Genomic DNA, 25,900 nt, shown 5'->3' on the forward strand with positions numbered 1-25,900 from the left:
AGCGCATCGGTGCCCCGCCTGCCGCCCGGGGTCAAGCTGCAGTTCAACCGGCAGCACGACAAGTGGATCATCCAGGCGCCGGAGCGGGTCTTCGAGCTCGACCAGATCGCCCTGGAGATCATCAAGCGCTGCGACGGCGAGACCAGCGTAGCGGCGATCGTCGACGATCTTGCCCAGGCCTTCAGCGCCGACCGTGCGGTGATCGAAACCGACGTCATCGGCCTGCTTCAGGGTCTGGCGGACAAAGGCGTCCTGGCGGCATGACCCGGCGCGACCCGCCCCTGGCCCTGCTCGCGGAGGTCACGCATCGCTGCCCGCTGCAGTGCCCCTACTGCTCCAATCCGGTCGCGCTCGAACGGGCAGCGGGCGAGCTCGGCACCGACGACTGGTGCCGGGTCATCGCCGAGGCCGCCGACCTCGGCGTCATGCAGATCCACTTCTCCGGCGGCGAGCCCCTGGCGCGCAAAGACCTGGAGACCATGGTCGAGCAGGCGGCGAAATGTGGGCTCTATTCCAACCTGATCACCTCCGCCGTGCTCTTGACCGAAGAGCGGATGAACCGGCTCAGGGATCTGGGCCTCGACCACGTCCAGATATCCTTCCAGGACAGCGCGGCGGCGAGCGGCGACCGGATCGGCGGCTACCGGGGCGGCCATGCGAAGAAGCTGGGCGCCGCCCGCCTGGTGCGCGCGGCCGGCCTTCCTCTGACGCTCAACCTCGTCGTACACCGGCAGAACCTGGATAACCTGGAGGCCATGCTCGGCATGGCAGAGGCGCTGGACGCCCACCGCGTCGAGGTCGCCCACGTGCAGTACTACGGCTGGGCCTACGAGAACCGCGCGGCGCTGCTGCCGAACCGCGCCCAGCTCGACCGGGCGACGGCCACGGTGGAAGCGGCGCGCGAGCGGCTGAAGGGCCGAGTGGTGATCGACTACGTCGTGCCCGACTACTACGCGCGCCGGCCCAAGGCCTGCATGGGTGGTTGGGGCCGCCGGTTCCTCAACGTCTCGCCGTCCGGCAAGGTCCTGCCGTGCCACGCGGCAGAGACCATCACGGATCTGGAGTTCGAGTCGGTCACGGCGCGCAGCCTGGCGGAGATCTGGGAATCGTCGCCGGCCTTCGAGCGCTTCCGTGGCACGGAATGGATGCCCGAGCCCTGCCGCTCATGCGATCGCCGCGAGTTGGACTGGGGCGGCTGCCGTTGCCAGGCCTTCGCGATCACCGGTGACGCGGCCCAGACCGATCCCGCGTGCGGCCTGTCGCCTCACCACGATCTCATGCTGTCTCTCGCCGCCCGGGAGTCCGGCCGCGGACCGCCCGACTTCGTCTACCGGAACTACGGCAACATTCCGGAGACGCCGGCGACCGCGCGGCCCGAGGTGCTGCTACCGGACGGGTCCGAGTAGCCCGACCAGGCGGGAGACCCTCTCAGCCTATGAAGCCGGTCAAGCGCTCCCATACGTCGAGCGCCTGACGGGTCTCGGCGACATCGTCGACGCGCAGGATCTGCACGCCCTGGGCCAGAGCGTGGAGGGCGGTCGTAAGGGAGTCCGGCAGACGCTGGCCGGGCGCGTGGGCGCGGTCGAGGTCGCCGGTCAGCCCCTTGCGCGGCACCCCGAGCAGCACCGGGCAGCCGAGGCCGTGAAAGAGCGGCAGCGCGTTCAAGATGGCCAGGTTGTCGCGGCCGCGCTTGCCGAGCCCGATACCCGGGTCGACGATCAAGCGCTCGTGCGGGATCCCGGCCGCGATGCAGGCCGAGACGCGCCGTTCCAAGAAGTCGAAGGTGTCCAGGACGATATCCCGCCGGCGGGGCTTCGGGTCCGCCGTGACCGGCTCGCCCTGGGCGTGGACCAGCACCACATGGGCGTCGCTATCGCCGGCGACCCTCAGGCTTTCGGGGTCGCCGGCGAGCGCGCTCGTGTCGTTCAGCATCGCCGCGCCGCGTGCGAGGCCGCGGCGCATGACGGCGGCGCTCCGCGTGTCCAGCGAGAGCAGGGTTCTGTTCGGCACCAGGTCGGTCTCGCCGAGGGCGCGCAGGACCGGCTCGACACACCCAGCCTCGGCCTCCGCAGCGCCGGGGCCGGGCAGCCTGGCGCCGATGTCGAGGATGTCCGCGCCGGCGCCGGTCAGCCGCTTCGCCTGCCCGAGCGCCGCATCCAGGCCCTGAAAACGGCCGCCGCCGGGCGCCTCGTCGGGCGTCAGGCTGAGGGTGCCCATCAGCAGGGGACGCTTGAGCACGCCGCCGCCCGGCGCGGTGCGCGGCGCGGTGAGGAAATGGAGCCGCGCTTCCAGCCGGCTCGGCCAGGGGCGGCTCAGCGCCAGCTGCCACCACTCGAAGTCGCTGCGGCCGATCACGCGCCGCTCGACCTCGCCGTTCTGGCGCCAGGCGAGCTCGAAACTGGAGAACGCGAAGCAGCCGCCGGCGAGGCGCCACGCGCGGCCCAGGGCGATCGCGCGCTCCGCCGTGAGTCCCGACAGCAGGCCGATCGGGCGCAGATAGATCCGGTCGTTCTCGGCGAGACCGAGCGGCAGGCCAAGCAGCGCGGAGGCGTGGTCACTCATGCGCGGCGCCCGGTTGCGGCGGGTCGGGCGGGACGCAGTTTGCCGTCGAAATCACGGGTCACGGGCTTTCGATAATCCTACGCCGCCCCGGGATCCGAGATCCGCCGGCTTCGGCTCGGGAACCTGACCCGCGAGGAGACGCGTTCACGCAATGGGAACCTTGGTACGCCTACGTCCTTAAATCATCGGTTAATGCTGCGGCGTTGCGCCCGGCCGGATCCCGCTCAGCCCAGTTCCCGGGCCAGGTCGTTGATCGCCGCGCCGAGCCCGCGCCAGACGACCGGCTCGCCGAGCGCGTGTCCCGCGCCCTCGACGAAGGTCAGGCGCGCGTCTGGCCAGGTATCTGCCAGTGCCCGCGCCGTTTCGGGCGGGCAGAGCAGGTCGTAGCGGCCCTGGACGATGGCGCCCGGGATGCCGCGCAAGCGGGAAGCCCCCTTGATCAACTGGTTGGGCTCGAGAAAGCAGTCCGACCGAAAGTAGTGCCATTCCACGAAGGGGCTGTCCGGTAGGGGGCGGCGCACCGGGGAGTTGCCGTCGAGCGACCTCGGCAGCGCGAGGCCGCCCGGCCGCAGGATCGACAGGGTCCTCTCGTAGTCGTGCCAGACCCAGGCCGCCGGGCCGTGCACCGTGGGATCGGGGTCCTCGAGCCGGCGGCCGAGGGCGGCGAGGGGGGCGGCCCGCTCGTCTTCCGGGAGCAGGGCCAAGAGGCCGCGCCATAGGTCCGGGTAGAAGATCTGCGGTCCGCGGATCAGGGCCCAGTCGACCTCCTCGGGGGTGCCCAGGAAGACCGCGCGCAGGACCAGTCCGCTGACCCGCTCCGGGTGGGCCTGGGCGTAGGCGGTCCCGAGCAGCGACCCCCAGGAGCCGCCGACCACCATCCAGCGCTCGATGCCGAGCGACCGGCGTATGGTTTCCAGGTCCGCGATCAGGTGGGCCGTCGTGTTCGCCTCGAGGCAGCGCTTCGGCCGGCTGCGGCCGGCGCCGCGCTGGTCGTAGAACACGGTGCGAAAGCGCCGCGGATCGAACAGGCGCCGCTGATGGGGCTGGCAGCCGCCGCCGGGGCCGCCGTGCAGGAACACGGCGGGCAGGCCCTTCGGGTTACCGACCTGCTCGACATAGAGCTGGTGCGGCGGATCGACCTCCAGCGTCCGGGTGTCGAAGGGTTCGATCGCGGCGGCATGGGTATCGGGCATTCGGGCCTCTTGAACTACGACGCGCCGCAGTGCTGGCGGGCCTTCCAGCGAGCAGCCCGGTGACGGCGGTCCCGGGTCCGGACTCCTCGGTCCCCAGGATAGGGCGAGTCGAAGCCGGTCCGCAACGCAAGGGGCGCCTCGCGCGGCGGCCGATTTCCGTCTTCGCCGACCCTTGGCACGGGGCTGTCCGGGTCCTCTCGACAAGGCGGGCCAAGCGTGCATTGTTAGCGGCGGAATGAGGGTTCGAGGGCGCGGCTCGCCGGCCCCGCTGGGGAGAAGACCGATGGCAGAGTTTCCCGAAAGAGCGAAGGTCGTGATCGTTGGCCTCGGCGGCATCGTCGGGGCGTCCGTGGCCCACCACCTGATCGAGCGGGGCTGGGACGATATCGTCGGCATCGACAAGTCCGCGATCCCGACGGACATCGGCTCGACCTCCCACGCCTCGGATTTCTGCTACGCCACCAGCCACGATTTTCTTTCCTGCTGGACGACGCTCTACTCGATCGACTTCTTCGAGAAGCGGGGGCGCTACGCCAAGGTGGGCGGGCTCGAGGTCGCCCGGGTCGGTGACGACGCCCGCATGGACGAGATCAAGCGGAAGGTCGCCTCGGGCAAGGCCTTCGGCACCCGGGCCCACCTCGTGGGGCCGGCCGAGATCAAGGAGAAGTTCCCGCTGATCGAGGAGAGCCTGGTCCAGGGGGGCATGTGGGACCCCGACGCCGGGCTGGTCGTGCCCCGCTCCCAGGTGGTCGCCGGCGAGCTGGTCGAGGAGGCCGAGAACAGCGGCAAGCTCCGCGCCTTTGCCAATACGCCGGCCACGGGACTGTTGATCGAGGGCGGCCGCATCAAGGGCGTCGAGACCCCGCGCGGCACGATCCGGGCCGACCACGTCGTGGTCTGCGCCGGTCTCTGGGGGCGGCTGGTCGCGGAGATGGCGGGCGAAGACCTGCCGGTCATGCCGGTCGACCACCCGCTGCTCTGGTTCGGGCCCTACGACGAGTTCGCCGGCACCGGCAAGGATATCGGCTGGCCGCTGCTGCGCGACCAGGGCAACTCCGCCTACATGCGCGACACCGGCGACCCCAAGACCACCGAAGGCGGCATGGTCGAGTGGGGCTACTACGAGCAGACCGAGCCCCGGCTCTGCCATCCGCGCGACCTCCTGGAGAAGGAGGAAGCGCGCCTCTCGCCCTCGCAGCGCGACCTGGAGATGGAGCAGGTCATGGAGGCGCTCGAGAAGGCCATGGAGCTGACGCCGATCCTGGGCGAGCTGGGCTACGACGAGAAGCGCTCCTTCAACGGCCTGCTCCAGGTCACGACCGACGGCGGCCCGTCGATGGGCGAGAGCCAGAAAGTGCGCGGCCTCTGGTATGCCGTGGCGATCTGGGTCAAGGACGGCCCGGGCATGGGCAAGCTGATCGCCGACTGGATGACCGACGGACGCACCGGGATCGACCACCACCAGATCGACTACGCCCGTTTCTATCCCTTCCAGACCGACTCGGCCTTCATCCACGCCCGCTGTTCCGAAACGGCGATGAAGATCTACAATCCGGCGGTTCATCCGCGCGAGCCCTTCGCCGGCGGCCGGGATATCCGGCGCAGCCCCTTTTACGAGCGGGAGAAGGAGCTCGGCGGCTACTTCATGGAGCTGGGCGGCTGGGAGCGGGCTCACGGCTACGCCAGCAACGAGCACCTGCTGCAGAAGTACGGCAACCAGGTGCCGGTGCGCGAGAACGAGTGGGACAACCGCCACTTCTGGCGCGTCTCCAACGCCGAGCACCTGGAGATGAGCGCCAACGTGGGCATGGTGAACCTGTCTCACTTCGCGCTCTACGACGTGACCGGGCCGGACCACGTCAAGTTCATGGAGTACCTCTGCGTCGCCAGGGTCGGCGGCGACAACCAGGTCGGCAAGGGGATCTACACCCACTTCCTCGACGAGCACGGCATGGTCAAGGCCGACTTCACGGTGTTCCGCCTGGCCGACCGCTTCCGCTTCGTCGACGGCGCGGACGCCGGCAACCGCGACTTCGTCTACATGAAGCGCATAGCCGAGGACCTTGGCTACGACGTGACCATCGCCGACGTCTCGACCGACCACACAACCATCGGTCTCTGGGGCCCGAACGCCCGGGCCACGCTCCAGGCCGTGGTGACGGAGCCCGAGGCCCTCACTCACGAGAAATTCCCCTTCGCCTCGCTCAAGGAGATCGAGATCGCCGGCAAGAACGTCACCGCCTTCCGCATCTCCTACGTCGGCGAGCAGGGCTGGGAGCTGCACATGCGCTACGAGGACGGCCTCGCCGTCTGGGACGCGCTGCGCGCCCGGGACGTCATGCCCTTCGGCGTCGAGACCTACGCCAACTCGCGGCGCCTGGAGAAGAGCCTGCGCCTGCAGAACGCCGACCTCCTGACCGAGTACAACCTGCTCGAGGCCGACCTGGCGCGGCCCAAGGTCAAGGAGGCGGACTTCATCGGCAAGGCGGCCTATCTGGAACACCGCGCCCGCGACCACCAGCCGGCCACGCTCTGCACCCTGGTCATGACCGACAACCGGGATTCCGCGGGCGTGGCGCGCTATCCCGTCGGGGTTCTGCCGATCATGTGCCCGAAGACCGGCGAGACGCTGGTCGATTCCGAGGGCCGCCGCTCCTTCACCACCTCGATCGCCTTCGGCCCGACGGTCGGCAAGAACATCGCGCTCGGCTATCTGCCCCACGAGCACGCGGTCAAAGGCAAGGATTTCCAGGTCGAGTACTTCGGCGAGACCTTCCCGGTCCAGGTGGCCGGCGTCGGCTACGAGCCGCTCTACGACCCGGAGAACCTAAAGCCGCGCAGCTGACGGTCGCGCCCCCTCAGGGCGCGTCGTAGCCGAAGGCGTCTAGATAGGGCCGGAGCGGGGCGATCTGGGGCGCCAGCTGCGTTTCAAAGTGTCGCCAGCGGCCGATCGAGGAACCGTAGAGCGGACGGACGACCTGGTCGTAGCTGGGCGAGACCACGAAGCGGCGGCGGGCCGAGGCGGCGTGATCGAGCGCGGCGTCGTCCCAGGCCAGGCCGAGGAAGGCGGCAATGCGCCGAAGCTCGCCCTCGAAGTCCTGAACCAGGTCCTCGTAGCGATGGACCGCCGACTCCAGCGCCAGGTGCCGCCGCTCGGCCTGCCACAGGTCCATGACCGCCCGGTAGAGCTGGATCGTGTGCTCCAGGCTCGGAAAATCCGCCGTGCCCGCGCGCAGGCGGAACAGGGTGGTGAAGCAGGAAAGGCAGACGTCGCGCGGATCGCGCAGCGAAACCAGCACCTTGGCGTGCGGGAACACGGCCGCTACCAGCCAGAGATTGAGCAGGTTCAGCGGCATCTTGTCGATCAGCCGGCGGCCGTCCAGGGGCGCGCCCAGGTGGCGCTCGGCGGCCGCCCAGTAGCTCTGCCGGATCTTCTGCCGCGCCCCCTCGGACTGGGTCTCCAGGGCCTCAGGCCCGCCGTCGCCGAGGTGCGCGAGGCGCGCCTCGTCGAGGGCGGTCTTCTCGTCCATCAGGACCGCGCCCGGCAGGGCGGCGAGGGCCTGGGCGAGCAGGGTGGTGCCCGAGCGGGGAAAACCGACCAGGAAGATCGGCGCGTTCCCGTCCGCACCGCGCGTCTCGGGCGCCTCCGGTGCCAGGGTCTCGACCCCGGCCTGGAGAGCGCGGATCGCGTCAAGATAGGCCGCGGCGTTCTCCTCCCAGCCCGGCGCGGACCGGCAGTTGAGCCGGTTGGCCAGGGTGTAGTGGTCGAAGGCGCGGGCGTAGTCGCCGGCCTCTTCCTCCAGTCTGCCGAGGTCGGCGTGGGCGCGCGCAACGGTCCGCAGTTGACGTTCCTCACCCGGCTGGCCGAGATCGGCGAGCAGGGCCCGGTAGTCCCGGCGCGCGGCCTCGACCTCGCCGCGCCGGCCGCGCAGCTTGGCCAGGGTGACGCGCGCGGCCGGGTCGCGGGGGTCGAGGGACAGCGCCCGCTCGGCCTCGACCGTCGCCTCGTCCAGGCGGTTGGCCCGCTCCAGGAGGGCCGCCAGATTGCCCCGCGTCTCGAGCGATTCCCCCTGGGCGAGGGCCGCTCTGTACTGGGCGACCGCTTCGTCCAGCTGCCCGAGCTCGCGGTAGAGCGTGCCCAGGTTGTTGTGCGCGGCGGCGTAGCCGGGGCGCTTGGCCACGGCCGAGCGGTAGAATTCCAGGGCCTCGTGGGCCCGTCCCTGCCGCTGCAGCAGCAGGGCCAGGCTGTTGTCCGCCTCGGCAAGTGCCGGGTCCAGCCGGGCGGCGCGGCGCAGCAAGGGCTCGGCCTCCGCGTCCCGGCCGCCCTCGTGCAGAAGGTTGCCGAGGTTCAGCAACAGCCCGGAATGGTCCGGCGCCCGATCGAGCGCTGCCCGGTAGGTCCGCTCCGCCTCGGCGAAAGCGCGCTGCTCGACCAGAACGTTGCCGAGCAGCAGGCGGGCCTCGATAAAATCGGGGTGGTGCTGCAGCGCTTCCTGCAGGCGCCGGGCGGCGACGTCCGGCCGGTCCATCTGTCGGGCCAGGGACGCCAGATGGTAGAGCGCCTCGGCGTGGCCCGGGTCGGCCGCCAGGACGTCGAGATAGAGGCGACGCGCTTCGCGCAGGCCGCCCTGCTCATGAAGCGCCCGCGCCCGGCTCAGAGTTTCCATGGCTCGGGCCTGACGTTCCTCGGAATCTGGGCGGTTCACGCCTCGTCCTCGGCCACGATCTCCCAGATCCGGGCGTGATCCTGCTCGGGGCTGGGCCGGATGGTGCGAAACCGTTCGACCAGGCCGTCCTCGGTCAGCTCCCGTTCGACCGCCAGAAGGGTGTGGACCCTGTGCTCGCAGAGCGAGGCGGCGTGCTCGACCTCGTCGCGCGCCACCGGCAGGGCGCTGACCAGGTCCGGCGCGCCGTAGTGCGCAACAAAGTGCGCCGCCAGGCGTTCGACCATCTGGAAGAAGTCGGCCTCTTCGATCTCCGCCACCTCGGCCAGTGTCGAGCGGCCGAAGCTCTCCGTGCCCAGCCAGCCGCTGCGCAGCGCGAGCGCCTCCTTACGGTCGAGCGCGGCGGGATCGCAATCGGCGAAAGCGAAGCCGCCGGAGACGGCCCACTCGCCCGGTTCGGCGGCCCGGGGAAAGACTTCCAGGTCGGAGCGGTCCAACTGGATTGTACGGGGCAGCTTCATCGGTCCTGCTCTGCCGGCGGGGCCGCGCAGCCGCCTGGATCATCGGCCACTATGCCCCGCTCTCGGTTTTGCTGTTGCGACACCAGGACATAAGAGCAACATAAGGCAGCAACCATGCAAGGGCGAAACACGTGCGTAATCTAGTCTTGGCCTGCCTGCTCGCAGCGAGCCTGAGCGGCGCCGCCGGTCCCGTCACCGCAGCGGAGGCCGCCGGTCCCGAAATCCTTCCGCATCGGGCCGTCTACAGCCTGCAACTCGTGGAGTCGCGCGACGGCGGCACGATCATCGGCGCCAAGGGCCGGATCGAGTTCGAATGGACCGCCGGCTGCGACGGCTGGACCGTCAATCAGAAGACGCTCCTGATCCTGGCCGACTCCGAGGGCAACAACTTCGATACCGGCTGGACCCTCAAGGCCTGGGAATCGAACGACGGGTTGACCTACCGCTTCGCGGTGAAGCGCCTCGGCTCCGGGGCGCCGTCCAGTCTCACCCGTGGCCGTGCCCAGCTCGAGGTCGGTGAGGAGAGCGGCCTGGTGACCTTCTCCGAACCCGATGGCCGTGCCCCGATGTCCTTGCCGGCGGGGACCCGCTTCCCGACCCGGCACAGCCGGGAGCTCCTGCAGGCCGCGGTCGACGAGGAACTCCTTATCTGGCGGCAGGTCTTCGATGGCACCAACGACGGGGGCCTGTTCGGCGTGAACGCGGTAATCACCGGAGCGCTGCCGCCTGGCGCCGGCAAGCCTTCGCCCTATCAGAGCCTGCAAGACCTGCGGTCCTGGCAGCTCGAGATGGCCTTCTTCGAGACCGAGGCCACCGGCCCCGATCCGGAGCACCAACAGGTCTTGCGGCTCTACGCCAATGGCGTGGTCGACGAGCTGCGCTTCGACTACGGGGACTTCGTTCTCGCCGGCGGGCTGGAGCGTCTGGAGATGCTGGCGCGCCCCAAGTGCGAGTGAGCGTTGCCGGGCGCCGCTGATCGCGGCCGCTCTACTTGAGGCGCAGCGAGCGGCCCTTCTTGATCGCGTCCTCGCCCATCTTCCCGCGCACCCTGTCGATCACCTTCTCGACCTCGGCCCGGCGTTCCCGGGTCGGGTCGAGCAGGTCGGGCGGGTCGCCCAGCGCCTCGTCGACCAGGTCGCTGACGCCGATGCCGATCAGCCGGAAGCGCCGTCCGTCGGCTTCGCCGGCGAGCACCGGCCGCGCCTCGCGGTAGAGCACCTCGGCGAGATTGGTCGGGTCGCCCAGGCGGCGGCTCCGCGTGATGGTGCGGAATTCCGCGGTTTTCAGTTTCAGGGTCAGGCTGCGGCCCGCCAGCCCGGCGCGCTTGACGCGTCGCGACACCTTCTCGCAGAGCGGCCAGAGACGGGCCGCCAGATCGCCATCCTCGATGAGGTCGGTCTCGAAGGTCGTCTCGGCCGAGATGCTCTTGGCCGGCGCCCGGGGATCCACGTCGCGGCTGTCTTCGCCGCGGGCGAAGTGGAAGAGCCGGCGACCCATGGCGCCATAGCGCAGGACCAGCTCGTCCTTCTCGAAGGCCCAGAGATCGGAGATCTTCTCGATGCCGTCGCGCGCGAGCGCCTTGCCGAGTGCGGCGCCGACGCCCCAGATCAGGCCGACCGGTTTGTCGCCGAGAAATGCGCGGGCCTCGGCCCTGCCGATGACCGCCATGCCGCGGGGCTTGTCCAGGTCGGAAGCCACCTTGGCGAGAAACTTGTTGTAGCTCAGCCCGATCGAGACCGTCAGGCCACGCTCGCGCTCGACCCGAAGGGCCAGGGCGGCCAGGCTGCGCGCGGGCGGCCCGCGGTGCAGCGCCTCGGTGCCGGCGAGGTCGAGAAAGGCTTCATCGATCGAGATCGGCTCGACCAGGGGGGTCAGAGACTCCATCATGGCGCGGATCTCGCGCCCCTCGGCGCTGTACTTGGCCATGTCGGGCGGCAGCACGACGGCTTCCGGGCAGGCCTTGAGCGCCTTGAACATGGGCATGGCCGAGCGCACGCCGTAGATCCTGGCCGTGTAGCAGGCCGCCGAGACGACACCGCGCCTGCCGCCGCCCACGATCACCGGTCGGTCGCGCAGCTCGGGACGGTCGCGCTTCTCGACGCTGGCATAGAAGGCATCGCAGTCAATGTGGGCGGTCGAGAGCTCTGCCAGCTCGGGGTGGCTGACCAGGCGGGCGCCGCCGCAGGCGTCGCACCGGGACGGCGCGGCCGGCGCCTCGGTTAGCGCCAGGCAGTCGCGGCAGAGGGTCGTCACGGCTCTTCCGGCCGAGCCGGCGGCCACAGCCAGGCGGCGCCGCGCACGCCGCTGGAATCGCCGTAGTGCGGCGGCACGATGCGGGTATCGACTCGGTCGGAGAAGACGTAGGCCGGCAGCCGCGGCGGCAGGCCGCGGTAGAGCCGCGCCAGGTTCGACAAGCCGCCGCCGAGCACGATGACGGCCGGATCGACGATGTTGATCACGCTGGCGAGCGCTCTCGCCAGCCGGTCTTCGTAGCGTTCGAGCGCCTGTTCAGCCGGCCCGTCGCCCTGTTCGGCGCGGGCGATGATCTCGGCCGGGGCCAGTGCGGCGCCGGCGGCTTCAGCATAGTCACGGGCGAGACCAGGCCCGCTCAGAAAGGTTTCGATGCAGCCGCTGCGCCCGCAATAGCAGGACGGGCCTGGACGTTCCTCGTCCCGCGGCCAGGGCAGCGGGTTGTGCCCCCACTCGCCGCCGATCGCGTTGTGGCCGGTCAGCGGCCTGCCGCCGATGACGAGGCCGCCGCCGACACCGGTGCCGAGAATGACGCCGAACACCGGGTCGGAGCCCGCCGCCGCGCCGTCGACCGCTTCGGAAAGAGCGAAGCAGTTGGCGTCGTTGGCGATCCGGACCGGCCGCGCCAGGGCCCGGGAAAGATCCCGGTCCAGGGGGCGGCCTATGAGCCAGGTCGAGTTGGCGTTCTTGACCTGCCCGGTGGCGAGGGACAAAGCGCCCGGAATGCCGACGCCGACGCTGCCCTTCCGGCCGAGCGAGGCCTCGACGGCAGCCACCAGCCGGCTGATGGCCAGAATAGTCCCGTCGTAGTCGTCGCGCGGGCTGGCGCATCGCCTGCGGTCCAGGATGGTCCCGTCGGGACCTAGGGCGGCCGCCTCGATCTTGGTGCCGCCGAGATCGATCCCGATACGCACGGCGGGCTAGCGCCTCTTGTCCCGCGAGGAACGCCCAGGAGCGCGGAATACTGGCATTCCAGGATTTGCTAACGAAATATTAACTTTGGTTAAGTACCACACTTGATAGTCTCACAGTTAGTGGGACCGACGCCGCGGAGCGGTCTGAAGGCCGGACAAGACGGCTGGAAACGGTCGTGCGGGAATCAGCCAATCCGTCTGGATAGTGATAGCCAAGGGGTTTCCGGAGATGGCGGGTCAAGAAAACACCAAGGCGAGCAACGGGTCGCCGAGCGCGAACGGCGCCGCGAAGACGGTCATGGTGGTCGAGGACAACGACCTGAACATGAAGCTCTTCCACGATCTGCTGGAAGCCCATGGTTACAATATCCTACAAACCAAGGACGGGATGGAAGCGCTGCGGATGGCACGCGAGTATCGCCCTGACTTGATCCTGATGGATATCCAGCTTCCCGAGGTCTCCGGCCTCGAGGTTACGAAGTGGATCAAGGAAGACGATAGCCTGAAGTCGATCCCGGTTGTTGCCGTGACCGCCTTCGCCATGAAGGGCGATGAAGAGAAGATCCGGGAGGGCGGCTGCGAAGCCTATATCGCCAAGCCCATTTCCGTGACCAACTTTCTCCAAACGGTTGCGCGCTTCCTCAACTAGGTCGCCGAGGGCGATCGCTGGGGCCAGGTCATGACCGCGCGGATCCTCGTAGTCGACGACATTCTGCCGAACGTCAAGCTCCTCGAAGCGAAGCTCGCTGCCGAGTACTTCGACATCCTGACCGCGCTCGACGGCGCTGCGGCGATCGAGATCGCCGCCAAGGAGAAGCCCGACCTCATCCTGCTCGACGTCATGATGCCGGGCATGGACGGTTTCGAGGTCTGCCGTACGCTCAAGGCGGACGCCAAGACGCGGCACATCCCCGTCGTCATGGTCACCGCGCTGAGCGACGTCGCCGACCGGGTCCGCGGTCTGGAAGCCGGGGCCGACGACTTTCTCTCCAAGCCGGTCAACGACATCGCGCTGTTCGCGCGGGTCCGCTCCCTGGTCCGTCTCAAGATGATGATGGACGAGCTGCGGCTGAGGCAGGCGACCTCGGGCACCGAGGTGCTCTCCCAGGAGTCCCTCGGCGACGAGGACGCGTTCGAAAACGCCCGCGTCCTCCTGGTCGAGGAGAACAAGTTCACCGCCCAGAAGATCGCCGACTTCCTCACCCAGGGCGGACACGCGGTCGACCATGTCTCGATGACCGGCGACGGGCTCGCCATGGGGCGTCAGAACGACTACGACCTGATCATCGTGAACCTTCGGATCGGCGACGTCGACGGCTTGCGTCTCTGCTCGCAGTTCCGTTCCCAGGAACAAACCCGTCAGGTCCCGATTCTCCTGGTGCTGGACGACATGGACCTGCCGGACCTCGCCAAGGGCCTGGATCTCGGCGTGAACGACTACCTGATCAAGCCGGTCGATCGGAACGAGCTGCTGGCCCGATCGAAGACGCAGATCCGCCGCCGGCGCTACCACCGCAAGCTCCGCAGCATGCTGCAGAGCAGCGTGTCCATGGCCTTCACCGACTCCCTGACCGGGATCTACAACCGGCGCTACATGAACTCGCACCTCGAGCGCAAGATCATGGAGATCGAGCAGTCGGCCAAACCGGTCTCGGTGATGCTGTTCGACATCGACTTCTTCAAGCAGATCAACGACACCCACGGACACGCCGCGGGCGACACGGTGCTCCGCGAGCTCGCCCAGAAGGTCAGCGACAACGTGCGCGACTTTGATCTCGTGGCCCGCTACGGCGGTGAGGAGTTCGTGGTGATCATGCCCAACGCCACGCCCGACGAGGCTTTCTCGGTCGCCGAGCGGGTCCGCAACGTGATCCAGCGCACGGAGTACGCGATCGAGGGGCGGGAAGAGCCTCTGAGCGTCACGATCTCGGTCGGTGTCGCGACCACGACCGACCCCAACGAACTGGCCGAATCGCTGCTGGACAGGGCGGACAAGGCGCTCTACGAGGCCAAGCGCTCCGGGCGCAATCAGAGCCGCTCGGCCGAGCTGGACAGCCCGCCGGCCGCCGGCAAGGCCGCCGTCGCCGGGGGCTGATCCGGCTCATCCCTGTGCGTGAACGGCCGCCCCAGAGGACGGCCGCTTATAACATTTAACCGCTTGGTCTGGCGGTCCCGTCAAAGCGGGATCCGCTTATGACGAGAGGCTGGAACGGCCTCACTTCATCTTGGCTTCCTTGAACAGCACGTGCTTGCGCGCGACCGGGTCGTACTTCTTGAGGTTGAGCTTCTCGGTCATCGTGCGCGCGTTCTTCTTGGTGATGTAGAAGTATCCCGTGTCGGCGGTGCTGACGAGCTTGATCTGCTGGGTCGTAGGTTTGGCCATGGTGTCGTCCTCGCCGCCCGAGGCGGTCAGCGCTTGGTTCAGGGTGTCCGGAAAATAGTGGCTGCTCGGATTAAGTCAAGCCGCCGCCGGCGTATCGGGCCTAGAGCGGATTCACCGGGTTTGCCGCCCCGTTCGGGAGCGGCGGATCGGCGCTCTGGCGCGCCGCGACCAGCAGAACAGCGCCGCCGCGGGTTCTTCGGCCGCGCCGCGCTGCGCCAGGGCCTCGCGCAGCACCATCTGGGTAACGTCGACCACGGGCAGCCGGTCGACCTCGGCGACCGGGACCCAGTTGAGATCGACCAGCTCGCCGTTGCCGCTCAGGCGGCCCTGGGCCAGCCCGCCGTCGGCCCGGAAGAAGCGGGTGTGGAAGCGGATCGGCGAGTCGGTCGGCGTGATGGCCCGGGCCGTCAGGTGGAGGGCGTCGAATGCCGGCGACAGGCGGGCCCGGCGGTAGGCCTGCCAGGGGTCCGGGACCGGCCGCGGGCTGTCCGGCCGGCTATCCGACTGCGTCGTCCCGAGCGCTTCGCGGGCTATCAGAAGGCCGGTCTCCTCGAAGGTCTCGCGCAGGGCGGCCCGGGCGAAAGCCGCCAACCGGCCCCGAGTGGCCCGGTCCAGGCCTCGCGGGGCGCCGGGCAGATCTTCTGCAAAGCCGCTGGCGCGGGCGTCCGCAGGGTCGACCCGGCCGCCGGGAAAGACGTAGACGTCCGGCATGAAACGGGTCTTGCGGTTGCGGCGCCCCATCAAGACCTCGGTCGCGCCCCCAGTGCCGCGCAACAGAACGAGGCCCGCCGCGTCAGCTGGCCGCACGGTCTCCGGCATCTGCAGGCGGTCAGCTCGCGGGGCGCGCGGCGGTGGTGGACTCGCGTTTCATGACGTCGGCATAGAGCAGCGGGTCCTGGATCAGCGCAATCGCCAGCTCGTATTCGAGGTCGCGGACGCGTTCGTCGCCCGGGCACCGCTCGCGAAGGCTCGCGATCTGGGACTCGTCACCAACCGCCATGCTCTGCCGGAAGGCGGACTGCGCTATTAGCACCCGGCCGGTGCGGATCTTCGCCAGCACCGACGTGGCGGTCCCGTCGAGATCGGCGGTGCAGACGTTGGGCAGGACCCCCCGCTCGTGCAGAGCGTAGCCTGATGGCGCGTGGAAACGGGCCCAGGTCAGGATCAGTTCGCCCTCGTTGGGCAGCGGCCTGACGTTCTGGACCGTTCCCTTGCCGAAGGTGTTCGAGCCGATCACCAGCGCGCGTCCGCGGTCCTGCAGCGCGGCCGCGACGATCTCGGCGGCCGATGCGGAATTGCCGTTGACCAGGACGACCAGGGGTATGCCGTCGGTCACGTCGTTCTTGCGTGCGTCGAAGTACTGGTGGCTGTCCGGATGGCGCCCGTGGGTAGAGACGATCCGGCCGTCTTCGATGAAGAGGTCGGAGACCGACACCGCCTGTTCCAGCAGGCCGCCCGGGTTGGCCCGGAGATCCAGGACCAGCCCCTTCAAGCCCTCTATCTCGCGCTCCGCCTGGAGCACCTTCTCTCGAAGGTTGTTCGTGGTCCGCTGGTTGAAGCTCGTGACCTTGAGATAGCCGACCTGTCCTTCGGCCTTGTAGATGACGGTCTGGGGCACGATGTGGGCCCGGGTCACCGTGATCGTCAGGGGCGTGGCTGCAAGGCTGCGGTCGACCGTCAGTTTGACGTCGGTGCGGACCCGGCCGCGCAGACGCCGGATCGCCTCGCGCTGCGAGATGCCCGTGGCCGACTCGCCGTCGATTTGGGTGATCACGTCCTCCGCCTTGAGGCCGGCCTGTTCGGCAGGTGTCCCATTCATCACCGTGACCACCTTGATCCCGGTCTCCACGATGCCGATACGGATGCCGAGCCCGCCAAAGCCCTCTCGGCTCGCCTTGTTTTCGCGCGCCTGTTCGCGTCCGGCGTAGCGTGAGAAGTCGTCCAGCTCCTCGATAATGCCGTCGAAGACCGCTTCGTAAATGGCTTCCGGAGTGGCCCGCGCGAGGGCCGGCGAATCCTGCTGGGCGAGCTCGATCGCGGTCGCCGTCAGGTTGCCCCAATCTCGCGGGTCCTCGTTGCCCGGGGTGGCGATGTAGTGGACCTGGCGGTCTCGCACCGAGATGACCAGCAGGTTGTCGGCCAGCTCGGCGGTGAAGCCCGATTCGATGGTGCGCAAGCCGTCGAGCCCCGCCAGGGTCATATCGGCCATGGTCAGGTCGCGAATGTAGACCTCGCTGACGCCCTGGTACCCGGTGTTGAACATCCGCGTCGCGCTGGCGACGCTGTATTCCTCGGTTTCGTACTCGGAGAGGGCGCAGCCGGAGAGGAGCAGAAACGCTCCGGCCAGCGCCGCCGTCAGGCGTCTGCGCGGACCCAGCCTTGACCCTTCGTTTACCATCCCGATGCGAAAGTTCACGGGCGGGACCCTCGTCCAGTTATCAGCGGTGGATTATACGCGCCTTGAACCGGGGCAAGCCAGCCGCTTGTTGCCGCAAATGCCTGTATCAGCAAGATGCCCCGAGGAGCAGTAGAGACGCCCTCGGATTAACGGGTGATTAACGGCGGCATCGCCCAAAGGTTCCTGGACTGGGCACGGGATCCCGGTCTTGGGGGTCATCGGACCCTGCGACCCCGTTTCCGGCCCCTCCTGGCGCCCCCCGATCGCGCCCCCCGGTCGCCCTTGCCAGCGGACCGGCGCGCCGTGCCAAGCGGATGCCAGCCGTCCGCGCCCGCCTCGAGCGGGCCGGCGTCCGTGGCGGGCTCGTCGGACTCCTCGTCCAGGAGCGCCAGCACCAGGCCTCCGGTCACCGGGTCAGCCTCCATCAGCCGCCCGGCGACGGTCTCGCCCAAGTGATAGCTCCGCCCCCAGCGTTGGCCGACCAGGCAATGCTGCTTCGAATCGTGGCGGTAATAGTCGTCGGGCAGCGTGCTGACCGGCACCAGGGCGTCGGCGAGGGAATCGTCGAGCGCGACGAAGAGCCCGAAGCGGGTCACGCTGGTGACCCGGCCGGTCAGGATCTTGCCGACCTGGCCGCGCAGGAAGGCCGCCGCGAAGCGGTCCTGGCAGTCCCGTTCCGCCGCCTGGGCGCGCCGCTCCGTCGTCGAGATGTGCTGGCCGATCGCCTCGAATGTCGCCGCGCTGTCCGCCGGCAGCGCCGCCGGGCCCGGCTCCAGGGCGGTGATCAGGGCCCGGTGGACCAGAAGGTCGGCGTAACGGCGGATCGGCGAGGTGAAGTGGGCGTAGCGGCGGAGCGCCAGGCCGAAGTGGCCGATGTTGTTGGGCGCGTAGACCGCCTGGCTCTGGGTGCGCAGGATCAGGTCGTTGCCCATGGCCGCGAAGGGCGTGCCGGCCAGGCGCTTGAGGACCTCGGCGAAGAGCGCCGGCCGGACCACCTGGCCGCGCGCCAGCCGAACCCCCATGGTCGCCAGCATTTCCCGCAGGGCCTCGACCTTCTGCGGATCCGGCGCGTCGTGCACCCGGTACATGCAGGGCGCCTTCTTGGCTTCCAGCGCCTCGGCGGCCGCCACGTTGGCGGTGATCATGAATTCCTCGATCAGGCGGTGGCTGTCCAGGCGTTGGCGGGTCTTGATGCCGGCCAGCGCCCCCTTGTCGTCAAACAGGATCTGGCGTTCCGGCAGATCGAGATCCAGGGTGCCGCGCGCCTCCCGGGCCGCGGCGAGCGCGGCGTAGGCGCCGTAGAGCGGCTCGATCACGGTCTTCAGCAGCGGTTTCGTGGTCTTGTCCGGCCGGCCGTCCCTGGCCGCCTGCACCGCCTCGTAGGTGAGCCGCGCGGCAGACCTCATCAGACCGCGGCGGAAGACGTGGCGCTTGAGCCGCCCCTCCTTGTCCAACCATAGGCGCGCCGCGAAGCAGGGCCGCTCCTCGTCCGGCCTGAGCGAGCACCATCCATTGGAGAGCGCCTCGGGCAGCATGGGTACGACCCGGTCCGGCAGATAGACCGAGTTGCCCCGCTCGTAGGCGTCCTTATCCAGCGCGCTGCCGGCCGGCACGTAGTGGGCGACGTCGGCGATGGCGACCAGGATCTGCCAGCCGCCCCGGTTCTTCGGGTCGTCGTCGGGCGCGGCCCAGACCGCGTCGTCGAAATCCCTGGCGTCCGCACCGTCGATCGTGACCAGGGGCAGGCCGCGCAGGTCTTCGCGGCCGGCCAGGGGCGCCGGGCCGGCGGCTTCGGCCTGGGCCAGGGACCGCTCGGAGAACTGCGTCGGAATGCCGTGCTCGTGGATCGCGATCAGGCTGAGGGAGCGCGTGTCGCCGACGTCACCGAGGCGCTCGATCACGCTGACGTTTCGGGCGCCGTGGCGGTGGGGCGCCGTCATGAGCTCGGCCAGGACCAGCTCGCCGGGCCGCGCGCCGGCGGCGTTTTCGGGACGGATCGAGAACTCGGTCTTGATCCGCTTGTCGGTCGGGCGCAGGCGTCCGCCCCGATCGCCGGCCTCGTAGACCCCGAGGATCTGCTGCGGCGCGCCGCGCAGGACCTTGATCGTCCGCCCTTCATAGGACTTGCCGTCGATCGGGCGCAGGCGGACCAGGGCGCGCTCACCCTCGCCGAGAGCCCGGCGACCCTTGGATTCCGGCGCGACGTAGATCTTCGGCGGGGGTCCTTCCTGGTGCCAGCGTACCGGCTTTGCGATGACCTCCCCATCGGCGTCGATCTCGGCGACCTGGACCACCAGAACCTCGGGCAGTCCGCCGGCCTTGCCGTAGCGGCCGCCTCGGTGGCGTTCGATCGCGCCTTCCTCCAAGAGTTCCCTGAGCAGGGCCCGCAGCGCCGCGCGGTCGCCGGCGCGCAGATTGAAGGCCCGCCCGATTTCCCGCTTGCCGACCGGAATGTCGCTCTGTTCGATGAAGGAGACGATCTCCCCCTTGCTGGGCAGGGGCGAGATGTTTTCGTTATTCGAGGGCAAGTGAGCTCGGTTCGTCTATGAGTCTGGCGACTGGGTCGTCTTGGCCACTTTCCTGGCCGGGCTCTTCTTCTTGCCCGCGGGTTTCTTCTTGGCGGCTGTTCCGCTCTTGGCCGTCGCGGCGGCCTTTCCGCCCTTGGCCTTGGGTTTCGCCTTCGCCTTCGGCTTGCCCTTGCCCGCCTTCTGCTTCGCGGCCCGTTCCGCCAGGACCTGAATAGCCGAGTCCAGCGTCGTCTGCTCCGGATCGCTGCCCTTGGGCAGCGAGGCGATCAGCTTTCCGTGCTTGACGTAGGGACCGTAGCGGCCGTCATGCAGGGTAACCGGCTTGCCGTCCTCGGGATGGTCGCCGAGCGGCTTGCCCGCCGGGGCCCGGCCGCGGCCGGGCGCCTCGGCCAGGATGGAGACCGCGCGATTGAGGCCGATATTCAGCACGTCGTCATCCTTGAGCGAGCGGTAGGTCGTTCCGTGCTTGATATAGGGGCCGTAGCGCCCCAGGCCGGCCAGTATCGGTTCGCGGGTCTCCGGATGGAGGCCGACCTCGCGGGGCAGGGCGAGCAGGGCCAAGGCCTGTTCGAGGGTCAGCTCGTGGACCGAAATCGTCGGCGGCAGCGAAGAGCGCTTCGGCTTCTCCTTGCCCTCGGCCTCGCCGAGCTGGACGTAGACGCCGTAAGGGCCCTTCCGCAAGGTCACGGCCAGGCCGGTCGCCGGGTCCCGGCCGAGCTCTTTCGGTCCGTTGGCCTGGAGGTCGTCGCCGTCTTCGCCGTTGCCCGGCACCGCCAGCGCCCTGGTGTAGCGGCACTCGGGATAGTTGGAGCAGCCGATGAAGCCGCCGCTCTTGGCCAGGCGCAGTCCGAGCCGGCCCGAACCGCAAGCCGGACAGGCGCGCGGGTCGCGCTCGGGGTTCTCCACGTCGATCGGGAAGAAGTGCGGGCCGAGATCGGCGTCGAGCGCGTCGATCACCGCGGCGATTCGCAGTTCCTTGGTCTCGCCGACGGCCTTGTGGAAGGCTTCCCAGAACTGCCGGAGCACCACCTGCCAGGCAACATGCCCGCCCGAGATCTCGTCCAGCTGGGTCTCCAGGTCGGCCGTGAAGCCGTACTCCACGTAGCGCCGGAAGAAGCTGGTCAGGAACGCGGTCACGATACGCCCGCGGTCCTGGGGTATGAAGCGGCGCTTCTCCAGGCGGACGTATTCGCGGTCCTGCAACACCTGGAGGATCGAGGCATAGGTCGAGGGACGGCCTATGCCGAGCTCTTCCAGGGTCTTGACCAGGCTGGCCTCGGTAAAGCGCGGCGGCGGCTGGGTGAAGTGCTGGGTCGGGGTCACCGCCTGACGGGTCAGGGAATCGCCTTCTTCCAGCTTGGGCAAACGGCCGCCCTTTTCGCCGTTGCCTTCGGCCGGGTCGTCGAAGCTCTCCTGGTAGACCGCCAGAAAGCCGTCGAAGAGCACGATCGAGCCATTGGCGCGGAGCCGGGCAACGTCCTTGCCGCCCGGCCCGTCGACGGCTATGTCGACCGCGACCTGCTCGAGGCGCGCGCTCTCCATCTGGCTGGCCAGCGTACGCTTCCAGATCAGCTCGTAGAGCTTGCGCGCGTCGGGCTGCAGGGAAGCCGGCAGATGTTCCGGACGGCGCGAGGGATCGGTCGGCCTGATCGCCTCGTGGGCTTCCTGGGCGTTCTTGGCCTTGGACTTGTAGATTCTGGGGGCTGCCGGCAGATAGGCATCGCCGAAGCGGTCGAGCACGACCTCGCGCACGCCGGTCAGGGCTTCCCCGGCGATCTGAACGCCGTCGGTCCGCATGTAGGTGATCAGGCCGACGGTCTCGCCGCCCAGGTCGACGCCCTCGTAGAGCTGCTGGGCCACCCGCATGGTCCGGGTCGCGCCGAAGCCCAGCTTGCGCGAGGCCTCCTGCTGCAGCGTGGAGGTGGTGAAGGGCGGGTAGGGATTGCGACGGGTCTGCTTGCGCTCGACCTGCTCGACGGCGAAACCGGAAGCCGCCTCCAGCACCTCGACCGCATGGTCCGCGGCCGCCTTGTCGCCCAGATCGAACTTGTCGAGCTTCCTGCCGCCCAGATGGGTTAGCCGGGCGGTGAAATCGGCCTCGGCCGGGTTCTGCAGCCCGACGTCGACGGTCCAGTACTCCTGGGGCTTGAAGACCTCGATCTCCGCCTCGCGCTCGCAGACCAGCCTCAGGGCCACCGACTGCACGCGGCCCGCCGAGCGGCTGCCGGGCAGCTTGCGCCACAGGACCGGCGACAGCGTGAAACCGACCAGGTAGTCCAGAGCGCGGCGGGCCAGATAGGCGTCGATCAGCTCGCTGTTCAGCTCGCGCGGCTGCTTGAAGGCGTCGATCACCGCGGTCTTGGTGACCTCGTTGAACACGACGCGCTTGACCTCGACGCCGGCCAGCGCCCGGCGCCGCTTGAGCTCCTCGGCGATATGCCAGGAGATCGCCTCGCCCTCGCGGTCCGGGTCGGTCGCCAGGTAGAGTTCATCGGCGCCCTTCACCGCCTGGGCGATCTCCTTCAGCCGCTTGTCGGCCTTGGGATCGACGGTCCAGCTCATCGCGAAGTCTTCCTCGGGGCGAACGGAGCCGTCCTTTGCGGGCAGGTCCCGGACGTGGCCGTAGCTGGCCAGCACCTGGAACTCGCGGCCGAGGTACTTGTTGATGGTTTTCGCCTTCGCGGGCGACTCGACGACGACGATCGCGTTCATCGGTGGCAGTTGGGCTCCCTAGCGTTTGGGTCTTAAACGGAACTCCGAGCCGTTCGGACTTGCCCCATCACGGTGATTTGACGCCTTTTTCGCTGCCAAGGGCGTAGCGGTTGCCGGGCTGCCGCTCCGCGCGTCCAGCCAGTTCGAGCTCCATCAGCGCCATGTTTACAGCGGCGGGGGACAAATGGGACTGTCTGATCATTTCGTCAACCGTAACGGGCGCGACGCCGAGCAGCGCCTCGATCCTGAGCCGCACGCTTTCGATCTCGCCGTCGGACGGCAAGGGCGCCGCCGGCTCCGCGGCCGGGGGCTGCGGGGCCGGGCCGCAGTGCGGCGCCATGCCGGTGATCGACTGGACCACATCCTCGGCGCTTTCGACCAGGACGGCGCCCTGCCGAAGCAGGTGGTTGCAGCCGCGCGCCCGGGGGTCGAGCGGCGATCCCGGCACGGCGAAGACCTCGCGCCCCTGCTCCAAAGCGCAGCGCGCCGTGATCAGCGAGCCCGAACGGAGCGCCGCCTCGACGACGAGCACGCCCAGGGAGAGGCCGGAGATTAGGCGGTTGCGCCGGGGGAAATGCCGGGCCGTCGGTACGGTCCCCGGCGGCACCTCGGTGACGATCAGGCCGCGCTCGGCGATCTCCCGGTGGAGCTGCTCGTTTTCCGGCGGGTAGACAACGTCGAGACCGCCGGCCAGCGCGGCGATCGTGCCGCTGCCCAGCGCGCCGCCGTGGGCGGCGGCGTCGATCCCGCGGGCCAGCCCGGAGGCGACGACGAGGCCATGGGCACCGAGCTCGCCCGCCAGTTGCCGGGCCAGGCGGCGACCGCTCGCCGAGGCGTTCCGGGCACCGACGATGGCGACGCAGCTACGCTCCAGCATTCCGGTGTCTCCCAGCGTGAAGAGCACCGGCGGCGCGTCGTCTATGGCCGCGAGGGGAACCGGATACTCGGGCTCGCAGAGCGCGATCGCGCGGCCACCGAGTCGCTCGATCGCCGCCAGCTCGCGCGCCGCCGCGTCGCGGGTGCCGATGCGGATCGCCCGCGCGCGGCCGGCGCGCCGCGCCAGCTCCGGCAGGGCCTTGAGTGCGGGCCCGGCGCCGCCATAGAGCTCGAGCAGGCGCCGGAAGTTGATCGGGCCGACGTTCTCGCTGCGGATCAGGCGCAGCCAGTCCAGCAACTCCGCGTCGTCGAGCTTTCGTGTTCCGGACGGCCTCATTCGGCGACCTTGTGAAGGAAAAGAGCCGCGCGTCAAGCTCTTCTCTCGGGCATCGCGCGGCGCGGGCGCCCTTTTGAGGGGCGCCGCAGTCAATCAGCGGGTGGCTAACAAAAAGGAAAGAACGGCGGCCCGACGGTTGCGGTACGCGGGAATTGGCGACATCGTTCCCGCTCCAGCCAATTGCCGGGGCACCGACCATGACCGAGGTCATCCTGCATCACTACCCGCAGTCGCCGGTGTCCGAGAAGGTCCGACTGGCCCTGGGCATGAAGGGGCTCGCCTGGCGCTCGGTTCTGATCCCGAGGGTGCCGCCCAAGCCTGACCTCATGCCCCTGACCGGCGGCCATCGCCTGACCCCGGTGATGCAGATCGGCGCCGAAGTCTTTTGCGACAGCCTCTGCATCCTGCGCGCGCTGGAAGGTCGCTATCCCGAGCCCACCCTGGTACCAGGCGGGGCCGACGGCCTGGCCTGGGGCCTCAGCCGCTGGACCGACGGGCCCCTGTTCAAGACGGCCATCGCCGTCGTCTTCGGGGATGCCGCCGACTCCCTGCCGGCGGCCTTCGCCGCCGACCGTGGTCGCCTCTACTTCGGCCCAGATCACGACCTCGCCGCGGTCAAGGCGGAGCTTCCGGAGTCCCTGGCCCAGCTGCGCGCTCAGTTCGACTGGATCGAGCAGCGCTTGGCGACGGGGCGCGAGTTCCTGTTGGGCGAACGCCCGGGGCTGCCGGATGCGCTCTGCTACTATCTGGTATGGTTCATCCGCGGGCGCTACAGCCGTGGCGCCGAGTTCCTCGCCCAGTTCAACAAGCTCGTGGCCTGGGAGCGGCGCGTCGAGGCCATCGGGCACGGACGCCCCGAGGACTTCGAGGCCGCCGACGCTCTGGCCATTGCGCGCGACGCGACGCCGGATCTGACAACCGCCCGCGATTCCGCCGAACCCCTCGACCTGGAGCCCGGCGAGGCCGTATCCGTCGTCTCCGAAGGCGTCACCGGCAACCCGCCGGTGACCGGCGAACTGCTGCGCCTCGACCTCCACGAGGTCGTGCTGCGCCGCGAGGACGAGCGGGTCGGCACCACGGCCGTGCACTTCCCGCGGGTCGGGTACCGAGTCGCGCGGGCCTGAGCGCCTCCCCCTCCTAACGAAGCCGTAACCGCCCACTGGTAGCGTCCCTTCGCTCAAACAGGCCTCTGCCCGACCATTTGTCGCGGCGCCAGGCGAAAGGACCTCCGATGTCCGTCACTCTCATTCTCGGCGTGGTCGCGCTTCTGCTCGCCGGCCTCATGGCCTTCGTCGCGCTCGCCATCGGCGGCAGCCGGGCGCTGGGCGCCAAGATCACCGCCACGGTCTTCTTCCTGCTCGGCGCGGGCGGCATCATCGCCTCCATTATCCAGATCGTGCCGCCGGGTCACGTATCGGTCGCGACGTTGTTCGGCGCCGTCCAGCAGCGCAGCTACGAAGAAGGCCTCCATGTCGTCAATCCGCTCTACGTCTTCGAGGACTTCTCGGTACGCCGGACCATGTTCGATTTCAGCGGCTCGGAACAGAAGCGGGGCCGGGCCGGCGAGGAAATCGTGGCGGTCTCCTCGGACAGCACGCCCCTGACCATCGACGTCGGGTTTCCGCTCAGTCTCAACGCGCCGTCCAGCTGGCGCATCTTTCAGCGCTTCGGCAACCAGTACGTCGTCGCCAGCCAGCTGGTCATTCCGGCGGCGCGCGCCTCGGTTCGCGACGCCGTCGCGACCTTCACCTGGCGCGACGCGACGACCATCGCCCGCGACCGCCTGGCGCAGAAGATCGAGGAGCGCTTCCGCCGGCTGCTGGTCCAAGACCTGGAGGCCGCCGGCTTCTCGCCGGAGGAGGCGCTCGCCACCTTCACGATCCAGCCGGTGCAGCTGCGCAAGATCCTGCCGCCCTCCAAGGTGCTCAACGCGGTCGCCGAGAAGATCGCGGCCGAGGAAGACCTGGAGCGCCAGAAGACGCTGACGCAGATCGCCGAGGAGGAGGCGCGCCGCCGCCAGAACGAAGGCCGCGGCGTGCGCAACCTCTTCACCGAGCTGCCAGAGGGCTTCTCGCCCAGTCAGATCCGCGAAGTGCTGAGCGCGATCGCGGACAAGACCCGGGCCGAGGCCATGATGAAGGCGGTCGAGACCGGCCAGGTGCGGGTCATCGTGATGAACGGCAACCAGCCCGCCGTATCGGTCGACGCCGCGGAGTAGCGCCGCCGCTACGTCGTCTTCTGGCCGATCTTGGATTCCTCGCCCTTGATCAGGCGCCGGATGTTCTCGTGGTGCCGCAGCCAGACGAAGAGCGCCAGGACGGCGCCGAACTGGACCAGCTGCAGGTCGCTCATGAGCAGCCATCCGTAGGCCGGCCCCGCGGCCAGGGAGATCAGCGCGGCGAGCGAGGAGTAGCGGAAGGCGAAAGCGACCGCCAGCCAGGTCAGGCAGCAGGCGACGCCAACCGGCCAGGCAATGGCGAGCCAGATGCCCAAAGTGGTCGCGACCGCCTTGCCGCCCCGGAAGCGCAGCCAGACAGGATAGAGGTGCCCCAGGAAGGCGCC

21 protein-coding genes are annotated in these 25,900 nt (G+C 69.2%); 8 read left to right on the forward strand and 13 right to left on the reverse strand.

Translation table 11 applies throughout. The annotated features are described in order from the left end of the window. On the forward strand, positions 1-264 hold a 264-nt coding region (pqqD, locus tag QNJ67_17890; protein MDJ0610853.1), incomplete at its 5' end, for a pyrroloquinoline quinone biosynthesis peptide chaperone PqqD. Then, positions 261-1,406 carry a pyrroloquinoline quinone biosynthesis protein PqqE gene (gene pqqE, locus QNJ67_17895; GenBank protein ID MDJ0610854.1) on the forward strand — a complete coding sequence of 382 codons (1,146 nt, stop codon included), beginning with the start codon at positions 261-263 and terminating at the stop codon, positions 1,404-1,406. The genes pqqD and pqqE, both read left to right, overlap by 4 nt. A 22-nt stretch (positions 1,407-1,428) precedes the next feature. Here pqqE and folP read toward each other — a convergent pair whose 3' ends face one another. Next, positions 1,429-2,562, reverse strand: coding sequence for a dihydropteroate synthase (folP, locus tag QNJ67_17900; GenBank protein MDJ0610855.1), 1,134 nt, complete (start codon positions 2,560-2,562; stop codon positions 1,429-1,431). 224 nt (positions 2,563-2,786) lie between these two features. Further along, complete coding sequence (pip, locus tag QNJ67_17905) at positions 2,787-3,755, reverse strand: prolyl aminopeptidase (GenBank protein ID MDJ0610856.1); 969 nt, start codon at positions 3,753-3,755, stop codon at positions 2,787-2,789. Between the two features lie 283 nt (positions 3,756-4,038). On the opposite strand from pip, the gene QNJ67_17910 reads away from it, so the two are divergent. Further along, complete coding sequence (locus QNJ67_17910) at positions 4,039-6,600, forward strand: FAD-dependent oxidoreductase (GenBank protein ID MDJ0610857.1); 2,562 nt, start codon at positions 4,039-4,041, stop codon at positions 6,598-6,600. Between the two features lie 13 nt (positions 6,601-6,613). Here the strand turns inward: QNJ67_17910 and QNJ67_17915 are convergent, their stop codons facing one another. Then, on the reverse strand, positions 6,614-8,422 hold the full coding sequence (locus QNJ67_17915) for a sulfotransferase (protein MDJ0610858.1): 1,809 nt from the start codon (positions 8,420-8,422) through the stop codon (positions 6,614-6,616). Between the two features lie 35 nt (positions 8,423-8,457). Next, positions 8,458-8,940: a DUF6505 family protein gene (locus tag QNJ67_17920; protein MDJ0610859.1), complete on the reverse strand. Its 483-nt coding sequence runs from the start codon at positions 8,938-8,940 to the stop codon at positions 8,458-8,460. 131 nt (positions 8,941-9,071) lie between these two features. Here QNJ67_17920 and QNJ67_17925 point away from each other — a divergent pair, with 131 nt between their 5' ends. Further along, complete coding sequence (locus tag QNJ67_17925) at positions 9,072-9,896, forward strand: DUF1849 family protein (protein ID MDJ0610860.1); 825 nt, start codon at positions 9,072-9,074, stop codon at positions 9,894-9,896. A gap of 31 nt (positions 9,897-9,927) precedes the next feature. On the opposite strand, the gene QNJ67_17930 is transcribed toward QNJ67_17925, so the two are convergent. Beyond that, the gene (locus tag QNJ67_17930) at positions 9,928-11,193 is read right to left on the reverse strand and encodes a DNA polymerase IV (GenBank protein ID MDJ0610861.1); all 1,266 of its coding nucleotides are present in this window, start codon (positions 11,191-11,193) and stop codon (positions 9,928-9,930) included. Beyond that, positions 11,190-12,104 carry an ROK family protein gene (locus QNJ67_17935; GenBank protein MDJ0610862.1) on the reverse strand — a complete coding sequence of 305 codons (915 nt, stop codon included), beginning with the start codon at positions 12,102-12,104 and terminating at the stop codon, positions 11,190-11,192. The genes QNJ67_17930 and QNJ67_17935 overlap by 4 nt, the downstream gene beginning before the upstream one ends. Before the next feature lie 229 nt (positions 12,105-12,333). Here QNJ67_17935 and QNJ67_17940 point away from each other — a divergent pair, with 229 nt between their 5' ends. Continuing rightward, positions 12,334-12,753, forward strand: coding sequence for a response regulator (locus QNJ67_17940; protein ID MDJ0610863.1), 420 nt, complete (start codon positions 12,334-12,336; stop codon positions 12,751-12,753). 30 nt (positions 12,754-12,783) lie between these two features. Beyond that, the gene (locus QNJ67_17945; protein MDJ0610864.1) at positions 12,784-14,199 is read left to right on the forward strand and encodes a PleD family two-component system response regulator; all 1,416 of its coding nucleotides are present in this window, start codon (positions 12,784-12,786) and stop codon (positions 14,197-14,199) included. A gap of 120 nt (positions 14,200-14,319) precedes the next feature. Here the strand turns inward: QNJ67_17945 and rpmG are convergent, their stop codons facing one another. From rpmG to dprA, 6 genes are all read right to left on the reverse strand, one after another. Then, the gene (rpmG, locus tag QNJ67_17950; protein ID MDJ0610865.1) at positions 14,320-14,487 is read right to left on the reverse strand and encodes a 50S ribosomal protein L33; all 168 of its coding nucleotides are present in this window, start codon (positions 14,485-14,487) and stop codon (positions 14,320-14,322) included. 111 nt (positions 14,488-14,598) lie between these two features. Beyond that, positions 14,599-15,294, reverse strand: a complete 696-nt coding sequence (locus QNJ67_17955) for an NUDIX domain-containing protein (GenBank protein MDJ0610866.1) — start codon at positions 15,292-15,294, stop codon at positions 14,599-14,601. A gap of 22 nt (positions 15,295-15,316) precedes the next feature. Continuing rightward, complete coding sequence (locus QNJ67_17960) at positions 15,317-16,903, reverse strand: S41 family peptidase (GenBank protein ID MDJ0610867.1); 1,587 nt, start codon at positions 16,901-16,903, stop codon at positions 15,317-15,319. 197 nt (positions 16,904-17,100) lie between these two features. Beyond that, positions 17,101-19,413 carry a ribonuclease R gene (rnr, locus tag QNJ67_17965; protein ID MDJ0610868.1) on the reverse strand — a complete coding sequence of 771 codons (2,313 nt, stop codon included), beginning with the start codon at positions 19,411-19,413 and terminating at the stop codon, positions 17,101-17,103. 15 nt (positions 19,414-19,428) lie between these two features. After that, positions 19,429-22,125, reverse strand: a complete 2,697-nt coding sequence (gene topA, locus QNJ67_17970) for a type I DNA topoisomerase (GenBank protein ID MDJ0610869.1) — start codon at positions 22,123-22,125, stop codon at positions 19,429-19,431. A 67-nt stretch (positions 22,126-22,192) separates the two neighbouring features. Next, positions 22,193-23,338 (reverse strand): DNA-processing protein DprA, encoded by a 1,146-nt coding sequence (dprA, locus tag QNJ67_17975; GenBank protein ID MDJ0610870.1) that lies wholly within the window; start codon positions 23,336-23,338, stop codon positions 22,193-22,195. A gap of 197 nt (positions 23,339-23,535) precedes the next feature. On the opposite strand from dprA, the gene QNJ67_17980 reads away from it, so the two are divergent. Both QNJ67_17980 and QNJ67_17985 read left to right on the forward strand, forming a co-directional pair. Then, positions 23,536-24,462 (forward strand): glutathione S-transferase family protein, encoded by a 927-nt coding sequence (locus QNJ67_17980; protein MDJ0610871.1) that lies wholly within the window; start codon positions 23,536-23,538, stop codon positions 24,460-24,462. A 107-nt stretch (positions 24,463-24,569) separates the two neighbouring features. Beyond that, a complete protein-coding gene (locus tag QNJ67_17985; protein MDJ0610872.1) occupies positions 24,570-25,556 on the forward strand; it encodes an SPFH domain-containing protein in 987 nt (328 codons plus the stop codon). 8 nt (positions 25,557-25,564) lie between these two features. On the opposite strand, the gene QNJ67_17990 is transcribed toward QNJ67_17985, so the two are convergent. Next, a partial coding sequence (locus QNJ67_17990) for a glycerol-3-phosphate acyltransferase (protein MDJ0610873.1) occupies positions 25,565-25,900 on the reverse strand: 336 nt, incomplete at its 5' end.

It is taken from the genome of Kiloniellales bacterium, from assembly GCA_030064845.1.
Taxonomy (GTDB): Bacteria; Pseudomonadota; Alphaproteobacteria; order Kiloniellales; family JAKSDN01; genus JASJEC01.